Raw genomic sequence first — 12,938 nt, forward strand, 5'->3', positions numbered from 1 at the left:
AAAGGTGAAAGGTTTTTTCAGTTTTTCCGCCGACTGCACGAAGGGCAGTCTGTTCGGATAACACAATTTACGCAGGATTCCCAGATTCACAAGCTGTTCATGCAAAAATAATTTTCAACAGTTCAAACTGATTTGCTGAAAGAGCTTGAAAAGCAGGTGTTTGGGTTTGTGAGGGTTTGGGGTGAGTGAAGAGGCGGACGAGAAATTATTCCGAGTGCAGGTGGTAAAAGTCAACAGTTCATCGCTAAAAATCTATGGTAAAATGTAGGCTAATAATTCAATTATTTCTTATGGAGTATACCATAGTGCTTACAAAATGTTGTTGATCTGCTCCTTTATTTTTTCAAGCTCTTCCTTCATCCCAACAACTAAGTGCTGTACCACGGAATCATTTGCCTTAGAACCAATTGTATTGATTTCGCGGCCTATTTCCTGCGAAATAAAGGCTAATTTCTTGCCAGTTGGCTCTGGCAAGTATACCGTCTCGGTGAAGTAGTGTAAATGGCTGACCAACCGTACCTTTTCCTCGGCGATGTCGAGCCTCTCTATATAATAGATGAGTTCCTGCTCGAAGCGAACGGAATTGAACTGCTCACTGGTCGCTAAGTCGGCAAGGTGGGCACGTAGTCGTTCGCGCACTTGCTCAACGCGAGTAGGATCATGGCGTTCCACTTCGGCCAACTGGATCCGGATGCTATCGAGGTAGCCCAAAATTTCGGTGGTGAGCGTCTGGCCCTCACTACGCCGAAACTCATTGGTTCTATCTAACGCTTCTTGCACAAGTGGCAATAGCTCATCCCAAGTTATTTCGTCTTCTTCTTCGGCCGCGACTGGCATTTCAGCTGGTAGCCTAAGCGCGCCGGGTAATGCCTTGGCAATGGCCGTCAGTTGCCACAGTGGTGCTCCAATTCGAACGCTTAGCTCCAATAATTCTTGGTAGGCCGTTGCCAGCACTGCCTGGTTGACAACGGCACCTTGGCTCGCAGTAGCACGGGCGCGGGTGAAGTCGAAATTCAGGTTCACTTTGCCACGCACTAGATTTTTGGCTACCAGATTACGAATTTCTAGCTCCCGCTCCTGTAGAAAACGTGGCAAGCGCAAAGTAAGGTCGAGGCTTTTGGAATTGAGCGACTTAACCTCAACAGTGGCCGAGTAACGCTCAGTGTCGCGGTGAGCAACACCATAGCCAGTCATAGATTGGAGCATGGGCAGGAGGGGGTAAAACGGCCGCAAAAGTAATAGTTTCTTTCAGAAAGTGAGGAGCTTAGCTTGGTCGTAACATAAGCATAACATGGCCGCAATCTTGGCGTAATAAGCCCCTGGTAGTTTTGTAGCGCAAACGAAAACTACCTGTATGCATCGTTCTTTTTTACTGCTTTTCAGTCTGTTAATCAGCACACTGGCCTTTGCTCAGCAAGGGTCACTGGTTGGCAAAGTCACCGATAAGAAAACTGGGGAAGGCGTCATCGGCGCTACCGTCTTGGTGACCGGGACTACGCAAGCTGCGCCGGTAGATGTGGAGGGAAACTACGAGTTGAAACTCGATCCCGGCACCTACAATATCACGATGACGTACATCGGCTACAAGCCGCTGACATTCCCGGGGGTAGTAATACGAGCCAACGAGAAAACGACGCTCAACGGCTCGATGGAAGAAAATGCCACGGCCCTGAAAGAAGTAACCGTGACCGGCCAGAAGCAAACCGGCACCGAAGTAGCCATGATCCAGGACCTCAAGAAAAGCGAGGTTGTGGTGAGCGGCATGAGTAACGACCAGATAGTAAAAACCCTGGACCGTGATGCTGCCGAAGTGGTAAAGCGAATTCCGGGCGTAACGATTCAGAACAACAACTTTATCGTTATTCGTGGCCTCGCTGAGCGTTACAATACAGTATTGCTCAACGACGCGCTCACCCCATCGGCAGAAGTGGATACCCGTTCCTTCTCGTTCGATATTCTGCCTAGCTCGGTTATCGACCGGGTGCTCATCTTCAAATCGGGCGCGCCAGAACTACCTGGTGAGTTTGGCGGCGGCGTAGTGAAGGTGTATACCAAGAATAGCGTTCTGGAAAAATCCGGGGCTTTAACTGTGTCGGGGTGGGCTCGAAGCAACACCACTTTCAAAGAAGGTTACCAAGAAAGTAATCATAGCAAAACCGATTGGCTGGGATACGACAATGGCCAGCGCAACCTGCCCGGTAACGCACCATCTTTCATTGAAAGAACATTGTCAGGTGAGCCATTGCAGCAAATAGGCCAGAGCCTGCGTAATGAATGGACGCCGCGCTTAGTAACGGCTCGACCAGATTTACGCTTGTCGCTTGGCCTTAACAACCGCTTCGAGATAGGCAGCACTTACTTAAGTAACGTCACCTCGGTGTCTTATTCAAACACCAGAGAGCAGTATACTGTCGAACGTAACCGCTACCAGTTTTTTGATCCGCAGACCCAGGTTGCACTTCCGCAACGACTATACAATGATTTACGCGCAGTAACCGGAGCCCGACTGGGTGTTATCCATAACTGGCAGGTACGCTTGAATGATAATAACCGCATCGAGTTCCGTAATTTCCTGAATCAGTACGGTACGGATGAAGTAGTACGCCGTACGGGTATATCGTACGAGCAGGGTGGACCGGGCGAAGGGGTAGAGGTCAATAATTACGCGCTACACTACCAAAGCCGGACAATATATTCGGGGCAGTTACAGGGCAACCATGATATTGGTCCAAATCGTAACTCTACGCTGACTTGGGCAGGCGGATACAACTATGTATTCCGGGACGAGCCAGATTACCGTCGCTTCCGCTCTATTCGCGAGGAAGCTTCGACTGAACCCTTCCGGGTGGTAGTAACCAACAACGGAACTCAATATGATGCTTCACGGTACTATTCCGACTTGAAGGAAAATACTTATATGGGCAGCGGCCAATGGGAGCAGCGCTTCACGGGCCGTGATACTACGCGTGTCAATCAATACAAGCTTCGGTTAGGTTTCTATGCCGAGAACAAAAAGCGCGATTATAACAGCCGTTACTTCTCTTATGTACGAGGTGATAATGGTGTATTCGACCGTAATCTGCTGCAATTGCCTATAGAGGAGATATTCGACGCGCAGAATCTTGGACCGAATGGCTTCCGTTTGCAAGAAGGCACTGCCCCCGAAGATCGTTATTCAGCCGAAAACACTTTGGTGGCTGGTTACCTGAGTGGGGTGGCACCTATTTCGGACAAGTTCAGCGTATCTGGTGGTTTGCGTGTGGAGTACAACCGCAAAGCGCTTACACCAGGCAACGGGGCAAACTATGAGGAAAAGCGTACTATCCCAATGCCTTCATTCAACGCAACCTATAATTTCAATGATCGCAGCTTGTTACGCTTAGGTGGTAGCGTTACGGTCAACCGTCCGGAGTTTCGGGAAGTAGCAAACTACGTATATTACGATTTTGCCAATGACTTCTACATTCGGGGCAACGACACGCTGGAAACGGCTACGATCTACAATGCCGATTTTCGGTATGAGTTCTACCCTACGCGCTCAGAATTACTTTCGGTAGGTGTATTCTATAAATATTTCCGTGACGCGATTGAGCAAACCACGCAATCGGTGTCAGGTACTGACTTATACTTAACCTATCAGAATGCCGATAAAGCTTATGATGTGGGCGTGGAAGTTGAGGCTCGCAAATCATTTATCGACTTATCCGAAAGCAAATTTTTGCAGCGGATGTCAGTGGTATTAAATGCTTCATTTATTCGTAGCCGAGTTAATTTAGCAAACACCGCAGCCAATAATAACTTCGCCTTATCCGACCGCCCACTTCAGGGACAATCTCCATACGTTGTTAATACAGGTCTCTTCTACCAAGATGACGATCATCGGCTACAAGTTTCAGCACAATACAACGTTATTGGCCCGCGCATAACGTTTGTTGGTGACCGGAATCAAAACTATTCAGTGATTGAGCTGCCGCGTAACGTAGTAGACTTAGCCGTGACGAAAGGTATTGGTCAGCACTTCGACTTGCGCTTAGGGATTCAGGACTTGCTGAACCAGCGTGTGCGCCAGTATTACGATCTGGACCGCAACGGCAAAATAAATAAGAGCTACGAAACAGCCTCTTTCGGCAGCTTCCGCCGCGGTTCTTATTCCACAGTGGGATTGACTTACAAGTTCTAGCAATTAGGGTCAGCTGCTATATCAGCTGACCCTAATTTTATGTTAACGATATGGTAATTTATAGGTAATTGAATGACAACCTTTTTCGCTGCTGATTCCAGCGGCATCCTTTTGACCTTCGCATCACACACAGTTCAACCCCAATTTTTTAGTTTCTCCCTCATGAAAAAGTTGATACTCTCTGCCTTTTTGGCTATGGCAGCTGTAACTGCCGTCTCTTCTGACGCCTTGGCTCAGGCTTGCCCCACGTCTGCTACTCTTGAGGTGGTACCAGCTGGTAATATCACGACTAATACCACCTGGACCCGCGATAAAATATATTTACTCAACGGTTTTGTGTATGTAACGAATGGTGCAACGCTAACCATTGAGCCAGGCACTATCATCAAAGGCGACAAGACCAACAAAGGCACTTTGATCGTGCAGCGTGGCGGTAAACTCATTGCTGATGGTACGCCCACTCAGCCCATTGTATTTACCTCCAACCAGCCAGCTGGTATGCGTAATTACGGTGACTGGGGCGGCATCATTGTTTGTGGCCGGGCTCCGCAAAACCAACCAGGTGATCCTATTGTAGAAGGTGGCCCAGTTGCCAATTATGGGGGCAATGATCCGGCTGATAATTCCGGTATTCTGCGTTATGTGCGCATTGAGTTTGGTGGTGTTGCCTTACAGCCCAACCAGGAAATTAATGGTCTGACGCTAGCCGCAGTAGGTAGTGGCACCACTATCGACTATGTGCAGGTTTCCTACAACGGCGATGACTCGTTCGAGTGGTTTGGTGGAACGGTAAATGCCAAGCACCTAATTGCTTTCCGTGGAACCGACGATGACTTTGACACGGACAATGGCTACTCCGGCCGGGTACAATATGGCGTGGCTTTGCGCGACCCATCCGTTGCCGATGCCACGGCTACTGGAGCGTCGAACGGCTTTGAAAGCGACAATGACGCTAACGGTACCGTTAACACTCCGCGCACTTCGGCTGTATTTTCGAACATGAGCGTGTTTCTGCCGGGTCCGCTAAGCGCCGCTGCTGCTGAGTATCGCCGGGGAGTACACATTCGCCGAAATTCGGCTCTAAGCTTGTTTAATAGCGTTATCACGGGCTACCGTGCCGGGGTACTTGTAGATGGTACCGCGACCGAAGGTGCTCTGACCGATGGTTCGTCTGTCTTCGCTAATAATGTGTTTGCAGATATTAACTCTGGTTCTACTACAAGCTACTTCACCGTTAACACGGGTAGCACTTTTGACCCGAATGCTTATTTCAATAACGCTGCCCGGGCAAACCAGACGTTCACCTCTGTTGGTGCACTAGGTCAGAACGGAACTGTTTACAGCTTCAATGGTACTTGCACTAACCCAGCTTGTGCTCCTGGCTTTGGTTTGCCAGCAGCATCAATTTTGAACACAGGTGCCGCTTTCACTGATGCCAAGCTAACCGGTGCTGGTAACGGTGGGCCGAACAGCACCTTTGATGTTGTAACGTATCGCGGTGCTTTTGGAGCCACAAACTGGGCAACCGGCTGGACCAATTTCAACCCTAACATCACTTGCTACAACCGTGCGGGTGGTGTTCTGGCCAACAAGGCTGCTAACGAGCAGGTACAATCTCTTAGCGTAGCTCCGAACCCCACGGAAGGTGCTGCTACGCTTTCGTTTGAGCTGAAGAAAGCCGGTGCCGTAACGGTGCGCGTGCTGGACGCCACGGGCCGTGAAGTAGCAGTAGCAACCAAAGCTGCTAAACTGGCTGCTGGTGCGCAAGCCATTCAGCTGCCAGCTTCGCTGAAAGCAGGTCTGTATGTAGCTTCTGTTACGACGGGCGAAACCGTGCAGTCGGTGCGCTTTGTAGTGGCCAAATAACTTTCTGTACAACGATTAAAAAGCCTGCCCCGCTTCGGGGCAGGCTTTTTTGTTGATGTTGGTTTAAGCAGCAGAGGCGGTTCAGGAGTGTCGAAGTAGAGGGCAAACTTGTAGCTTGCACTTTCATGAAACTCCGCGTCCTGCATCTGCCCAAGTGGTACCCTAACCGCTACGACGACCAGGATGGAGATTTCGTGGGTCGGCATGTGGCCGCTATTGCGCCCCATGCCGAAGTCGCCGTGCTGTTTGCTACTGTGGCCCGCGGCCCACTTCGTGGCTTGACAGATTGCGACGCTGATTTGAATGGTCCAGTACCTACGTTGCGTTACTACTATCGTGCTCGACTCACGAGACTAGGGCCAGTTGACAAACTATTGAAGCTGGTGCTCTATTTCTGGTGCTTGGCGAAAGGCTACCGGCGGTTAGTACGTCACTGGTCTGGGCCACCGCAGTTGGTGCATGTGCATGTGTTACTACGCACGGGGCTGTTTGCGTGGTGGCTGAAGTTAACGCGGGGCCTGCCATACCTAATTACGGAGCACTGGACCCTGTATCTGCCGCAGAACGCGCACCGCATAGGACAGCTGCGGCGGTGGCTGACGCGGCGGGTAGTGCGGGCGGCAGCGGGCCTACATACTGTATCGGAGAACCTGCGTGGGGCGCTGGCGCAGCTAGGCATCCGCAACCCGCATACGGTCATCATTCCGAATGTGGTAGATACTACCTTATTCCGGCCGGCGGAGGTGCCGACCACTCGGCAGGGGCTGCTGCACGTAGCTGCTTTCAATGAGCAGGCCAAAAACTTAAGCGGCTTACTGCGCGTGGTGGCTCAGCTGCGGAGCATTCGTTCCGACGTGCGGCTGCGTATTGCTGGCTATGGTCCTGCTGAAGCGCAAGTGAAGCAATTAGCCGCCGACCTAGGTTTGTTGCAGGATGGTACCGTCACGTTTCTGGGCAAGCTCACTACGGAAGCCGTAGCGGCCGAAATGCGCCACGCTTCCTGCTTCGTTCTATTTAGCAACTACGAAAACTTGCCTTGCGTGCTTATTGAGGCTCAGGCCAGTGGGTTGCCTGCCGTGGCTACTCAGGTCGGTGGCGTACCCGAACTGCTGCCTCCTGATGGCACCCGCGGCTACCTCGTGCCGCCCGGCGACGAAGTAGCTTTAGCAACAACGCTATCCTATGTACTGGATCATCTTTTTGAATTCGATTCCCAGATTTTACGGCAGTATGCAGAAGCACATTTCAGCCACGCCGCCGTAGGGCAGCAGTTTGTGACGTTTTATTCTGAGGTATTAGGTGTTCCTCGAAAGAGGTAGAGTAAGCCACATTCGTTGGTGATAGCAGTTGTAACGCATAGCGAAGAGGTACAGCCAAGTGTATAACGCCAGTATAAGGCGGTTCAGGCGCTTTGAAAGAGCGTTACCTTTAGAACCTCTTATTGTTCGCTTCTGACCTCTTCGTAGTTTGATCCGCCGCATTCTGCACACGTTTGCCACCCGCTTATCGGCGGCGCTTTTCAGCTTTGCAGTAGTATGGCTGACGGCACGCTACCTGGGAGCGACAGGGCGCGGCGCAGTGAGCTTGTTTGTAACAGACTGCGCCGCGCTGCTGCTGTTTATCGGTCTGTTGGGCGGCTCGTCTCTTATATTCTTGGCACCCCGACGTAACGTGTGGCATCTGTTGGTGCCTGCGTATGGCTGGGCGTTAGTGGTCTGCACGGTCGGTACGGTGCTGGCTGGGCTGCTTCGGCCAGTGTCAGTCAGCTATTTAGGCCACTTGTGGGGCTTATCTTTGTTACAAGCCTTTCTATCGATCAACATCTCGCTATTGCTAGGGCGCAAGCGGGAAACTGCCTACAACGCTCTAAACATCGCGCAAGTGGCGCTGCTGGCAGGCTTGTTGTTGCTAGCTTTTACGAGGCTGGGCTGGCGCGAAGTGCCCGTGTACTATTACGCCGCATATGTTGCCTATGGGGTGCCGTTTCTGGTGAGCTTCGAGCAGCTACGGCGCCTGCCCGACCAGTGGGAGCAAGGCGTAGGGTTGCGTGAAACGGCCTACGAGCTCAGTCATCACAGCCGGGGCGCGCACCTATCCAACATTCTGGCTTTCGCCAACTACCGCCTCAGCTACTACTTCGTGGCCCATTTCGTTGATGCTCGTGCCGTGGGCGTGTTGAGCGTAGGCGTAGCCCTGGCCGAAGCCATCTGGTTGATACCGCGCAGCGCTGCTCTCATTCAGTATGTTGACTTAGTGCATGCCGACGACAAGCAGGCGCAATTGGAGCCCATGTTGCGCGTGGCGCGGCTGGCGGTGCTAGCTACAGCTGCCGCCGCGGTGGTATTGGCCCTGTTGCCATCCGGCTTACTACAAGTAGTGTTTGGAGCAGAGTTTGGAGCAGCTCGGACCGTTATCGGCTGGCTGGTACCAGGAGTAGTGGCCGTAGCGTTGAACGTGGCGTGCAGCAGCTATTTCGCCGGGCTAGGTCGCTACGGCGTCAATAACTGGGCTACTACGGTGGGCCTATTAGTAACAATCCCAGCCTGCTGGGTCCTGATTCCGCGTCTGGGCATTGTGGGAGCAGCTACAGCTACCTCGCTTTCCTACATAGCTTCTACTACCTACCTATTAGTCCGATTCGGGCGAGCTACTGGTGTCGGCTGGGCTGCTTGGTTGCCTGGTGCCAAGGACGTTGCTTTTATAAAAGAACTCGCCAGGAGCCGCTAAGCTTTAGCTGTGGTATGAAATTCCAGGTTAGGGCCGGGCCTGTACCGTTACTTCGAACCAGGTGGTTGGGTCGCTCAGTGGGTCGAAGAGATGCGTGGGCAATGGGTGGGGAGAGTACAAGGCGCACAATGTGTTTTCCACTTGCACCAGCTGGCCAGCCGCCGTGGTAGGCAAACCGTCCAGAATACCCGCCAGCACCTCCCAGCGTGGCAGTCCTGGCTGGTGGCTGGCATCGTGCCAGACCACTATCGTTTCAGGGCTCACGAGGTGCTCAAACACACGGCGTGTATCGGTGCGCACGGCCTCGTAGCGGTGGTCGCCATCAATAAAGATGACATTGAATTGCTGGCCAAGACCCGCTAGATCGAAGGTGGCGGAATTACCGTGCAGGTGCGTGACATGGGGAAGAGGCCGCGAAAAAAAGCCGTGCAGTTCGATGTATCGCTCACTTAGGCCCAACGCCTGCATTTCCTGGGTCGAAAGATTGAGCGTGTGCACCGAAGCGGCTACTTCCACTACGTTGGCCGCGCTTTCACCCCGCCAAGTGCCAATCTCGAAGTAGCGGCAGCCCGGCACCCGACGGGCTAGGGCCCGCAATAGCAACAAGTCGGTAGGGAGTGAGCCGCCCTCCCGAAACGCAAACGGCCGCACGGTGTCGTCGGCGGGGCTGAGGAAGTGCGTGAGCGGCACGGCTGGCAAACCCTGCGCGGTAAGACTCCGGCTGCTATGAGCTACGGCGCGTTTCTGCCAACTGGCTTCGTCGGCGGCCAACACATGATTGAGCAGCCAGGGATTACGCACTAGGCTAGAGAGGCCACGCAGAGTTTTGGTGAGTCGGGACACGAAGTAGGAATGAGAAACCGCAAAGCTAATAACTCCCGCTGCTTCGAAACGGAGGCCAACTCGCTTTTCTGACCCCACTTGCGTAAGTCCGGCCGCCTAGCGAGAGGTAGCGAATTAACAGCGTCGGTATTTAAGCGCTATGTCATCCAAGTAAGACAAGCAATGAAAATCTAGCTGCGTAGAGCGGCCACGAAAATAGAACTGCTTGATTAGCTCTTGAAAATCAGGTATCTTACCTGAGTCGAAAAAATATAGCCAACAAAAATATATTGATTCGGCAGCCTTTTCGCGCTTCATCTTGTCTGCCTCATACCAACTCATTGCGAGGGTACTTTTCCCGCATGCCGGCTTCTTCTGACCTCGACGCCTTGCTTGCCCGTTGTCGACGCCACGAACCGGCAGCGCAACGAGCCTTGTACGCCCGCTACGCCGGGCGTATGATGGGCGTAGCTCGTCGGTACGCTCATTCCTTACCCGAAGCAGAAGACATTTTACAGGATGCTTTCATCAAGGTGTTCACCTACTTGGGAGAGTTTCGCTCAGAAGGCTCCCTAGAAGGCTGGATACGGCGCATCGTCGTCACGACGGCTATCAATCATTGGCAAAGCGGCAAACTGCGCCGGCAAAGCCAGGTAGCCCTACTCGACACGACGGTGGAACCTACCGTTTCGTCCTCAGCCCTCGACCAGCTGAACGTGGGAGAGGTGCTAGCCTTGATAGACCAACTGCCCGATGGCTGCCGGATGGTGCTGCTGCTGTACGCCGTGGATGGCTATTCGCACAGCGAAATCAGTGAGTTGCTCGGTATTCAAGAAAGTACGTCCAAGGCTCAACTCAGCAAAGCACGCAAACAATTGCTTCTGCTGTATCAGCAGCACAATAAGTTCATTCGACTATGACTCCAGACCCTAAAGATGAGCTGTTGGACCAATCTCTGCGCGAAAAGTTCAGCGACTTCGACTTGCCTCCCGCCAGCCACGTGTGGAAAGGCATAGAAGGGCATCTGGCGGCGATACCTCCCGGTACTCGTCCGCTGCCGCTCCACTGGCTGCTGCCCGCAGTGGCAATGGTTGGTGTCGGGGTAGGCTGGATAATGCCTCGGTTGGCTGGGTGGGATTCGGCTGCTAAGCCCACCGTGCAGTCGTCCGCCAATCTAGGAGCAACGCCACGTCGGGAACTGACACGTTGGGAACTGATAGTACCTGCGCCATCGAGTGAGAAGCTGGCCTCAGCCAGCGCCAAGGAATTGCGGAAAACGGAAAGTACTACCGTAGCCCGTACCATTCGGGCCGCAAAACCAATTCACGAAACAACTCTTTCTCCCAATACTTACCTGCTTATAGCACCAGCAGATACCACATCTACGGCTCCTCTCGACTCAGTCCCAGCTTTGGCCGCACTCACTGGCTTAAGTGTTTACAGCGAATCATCGTCGTCAGAGAACGAGTCGAGTGCGACCCTACCAGATAATGTGCCCATACCTGCCCATGTAACTCTCGGAGCGTCTTCTGCGCCGAACACCAGTTTGCTGGCTTACGCCGGAGCAGGCAGCGTAGCAACGGCAAGCGGGGCGGCTACGCAAAAGTCAGAGGGCCAGCGGGAGCGTCGGCTAGAATATCGAGCACCCACGCACCGCATGGCTGAAAAAGGCCGTGGTCTTCGGCGGCATTTGGTTTATCTCACGCAGAAAATCCAGCACATTTTCGAGCCTCGCCGCGCCCGAGGAGCTGCCAAGCCCGATTTTTAGGCGGCGGCCAACTTATCCCTAAATAAAGTTTTGCCATTCGGCAGCCTTTTCGGCAGAGCGCTTGTCTGAGGACAAGTTGCCTCTCCGTGGGCTTGTTGCGCCGTTGCAAGCCCGAATCTTAACCATTACGCGAAGGCTGAAGTCTCTTCAGTCATTTCACTTTCAAGTTCTTTTTCCATGACTACGCTGGTACACCCCGAACGAAGTTCGCAGCTTACGTCTTTTGCCCCGGCCGAGCCTCTACAAGCTGCTTGGACGTGGCTCATTTACGCCGCTTTGTTCTGCCTACTGATTATAGGCCGGATCACGACGGCCCATGCCCCGGCTGACCTCACGCCAGGAGCACCCCGTGTTTTTTCCACCGATCCTGCACCATTCAAACCAGCCGCTGCCTGGCCACCCTATACGTCTTCCACTGTCAGCCTTACTTCGGGAGAACCTACTGCGCGTCTGAACTAACGCAACATCTGCGGCGAACTTCGCAGTAGGCAGGTTCAGTGGGTTAGCTGATGGGTACTTTGCGCAGAATGGCGTCAATTAAGTCCTGCGTGCGAATGCCATCGGCTTCGGCTTCGTAGGTAAGTAGAATGCGGTGATTGAGCACGTCGCTGGCCACATCTTTGATGTCTTCCGGCAGCACGTAATCACGCTCGTCGAAGTAGGCTACAGCTTTAGCCGCTCGGTGCAGCGCAATACTGGCCCGCGGACTCACGCCAAACTGCACGTATTGCTGAAATTCGGTTAGGTCGTAGTCTGCCGGACGGCGGGTGGCAAACACCAGTTCGATGATGTACTTCTCGAGCGTTTCGGAAATCTGCACTTGGTTGATTTGCTGCCGAATGCCGAAGACATCTTCTTTGGTTAGAATGGGACTGACCTCGCCCATGTAACTCATGTTGGCCATGCGGCGCATCACCTCCAGTTCGTCGGTTTTCTTGAGGTAGTCCACGAACACCTTCATCATAAACCGGTCTACCTGGGCTTCGGGCAGCGGGTAAGTGCCTTCTTGCTCGACGGGGTTTTGGGTGGCCAGCACCAAAAACGGCAAATCGAGCGGGTAAGTGGTTTCGCCGATGGTGACTTGCTTTTCCTGCATAGCCTCCAGCAATGCGCTCTGCACCTTGGCCGGGGAGCGGTTCACTTCGTCGGCCAGAATCAGGTTGGCAAAGATGGGGCCCTTCTTCACCTCAAACACCGACTGGTTCTGGTTGTAGATCATGGTGCCCACGAGGTCGGAGGGCAGCAGATCGGGGGTGAACTGCACGCGCTGGAAGTGCAGGTGCAGCACCTTGGAAAGCGTGCTAATGGTGAGCGTCTTGGCCAGGCCCGGTACACCTTCGAGTAAGATGTGGCCGCCCGTAAATAGCCCGATGAGCAGCCGGCCCACCATGTATTGCTGGCCCACCACCACTTTCCCTACCTCGGCGAATACCTGCTTGATTTTTTGCTGATAGTCGGGCACGGAAGTATCGGGCGAGGAATAAGGCATCATGAGCGGAAGCTAAGAGGAGAGCTAAAGGTAAAAAAAGCGTGGTGATGAACGGAATTCGAACGTCACGGAGCCCCTATTGAGTT

General features: G+C 53.1%; 9 protein-coding genes. 6 read left to right on the forward strand and 3 right to left on the reverse strand.

The window, feature by feature from the left end; translation table 11 throughout:
* Positions 1-309: 309 nt before the first annotated feature.
* The gene (locus tag ACYSMN_RS02795; RefSeq protein WP_488922318.1) at positions 310-1,206 is read right to left on the reverse strand and encodes a YicC/YloC family endoribonuclease; all 897 of its coding nucleotides are present in this window, start codon (positions 1,204-1,206) and stop codon (positions 310-312) included.
* A 148-nt stretch (positions 1,207-1,354) separates the two neighbouring features.
* Here ACYSMN_RS02795 and ACYSMN_RS02800 point away from each other — a divergent pair, with 148 nt between their 5' ends.
* The 4 genes from ACYSMN_RS02800 (at position 1,355) to ACYSMN_RS02815 (ending at position 8,773) form a co-directional block, all read left to right on the forward strand.
* Positions 1,355-4,180 carry a TonB-dependent receptor gene (locus ACYSMN_RS02800; RefSeq protein ID WP_488922319.1) on the forward strand — a complete coding sequence of 942 codons (2,826 nt, stop codon included), beginning with the start codon at positions 1,355-1,357 and terminating at the stop codon, positions 4,178-4,180.
* 195 nt (positions 4,181-4,375) lie between these two features.
* On the forward strand, positions 4,376-6,046 hold the full coding sequence (locus ACYSMN_RS02805; protein ID WP_488922320.1) for a T9SS type A sorting domain-containing protein: 1,671 nt from the start codon (positions 4,376-4,378) through the stop codon (positions 6,044-6,046).
* 125 nt (positions 6,047-6,171) lie between these two features.
* Complete coding sequence (locus ACYSMN_RS02810; RefSeq protein WP_488922321.1) at positions 6,172-7,365, forward strand: glycosyltransferase; 1,194 nt, start codon at positions 6,172-6,174, stop codon at positions 7,363-7,365.
* Positions 7,366-7,513: 148 nt separating this feature from the next.
* Positions 7,514-8,773 (forward strand): lipopolysaccharide biosynthesis protein, encoded by a 1,260-nt coding sequence (locus ACYSMN_RS02815; protein WP_488922322.1) that lies wholly within the window; start codon positions 7,514-7,516, stop codon positions 8,771-8,773.
* Between the two features lie 27 nt (positions 8,774-8,800).
* Here the strand turns inward: ACYSMN_RS02815 and ACYSMN_RS02820 are convergent, their stop codons facing one another.
* Positions 8,801-9,616, reverse strand: coding sequence for a class I SAM-dependent methyltransferase (locus tag ACYSMN_RS02820; RefSeq protein WP_488922323.1), 816 nt, complete (start codon positions 9,614-9,616; stop codon positions 8,801-8,803).
* Between the two features lie 341 nt (positions 9,617-9,957).
* On the opposite strand from ACYSMN_RS02820, the gene ACYSMN_RS02825 reads away from it, so the two are divergent.
* Both ACYSMN_RS02825 and ACYSMN_RS02830 read left to right on the forward strand, forming a co-directional pair.
* Entirely contained in the window at positions 9,958-10,515 is a 558-nt protein-coding gene (locus tag ACYSMN_RS02825) for an RNA polymerase sigma factor (protein ID WP_488922324.1), read from the forward strand.
* Positions 10,512-11,363 (forward strand): hypothetical protein, encoded by an 852-nt coding sequence (locus tag ACYSMN_RS02830; RefSeq protein WP_488922325.1) that lies wholly within the window; start codon positions 10,512-10,514, stop codon positions 11,361-11,363. Before ACYSMN_RS02825 ends, ACYSMN_RS02830 begins: the two co-directional genes overlap by 4 nt.
* A 502-nt stretch (positions 11,364-11,865) precedes the next feature.
* Here ACYSMN_RS02830 and ACYSMN_RS02835 read toward each other — a convergent pair.
* Positions 11,866-12,855 carry an AAA family ATPase gene (locus ACYSMN_RS02835; protein WP_488922326.1) on the reverse strand — a complete coding sequence of 330 codons (990 nt, stop codon included), beginning with the start codon at positions 12,853-12,855 and terminating at the stop codon, positions 11,866-11,868.
* Between the last annotated feature and the right edge of the window lie 83 nt (positions 12,856-12,938).

Source organism: Hymenobacter sp. M1-2, assembly GCF_057808495.1.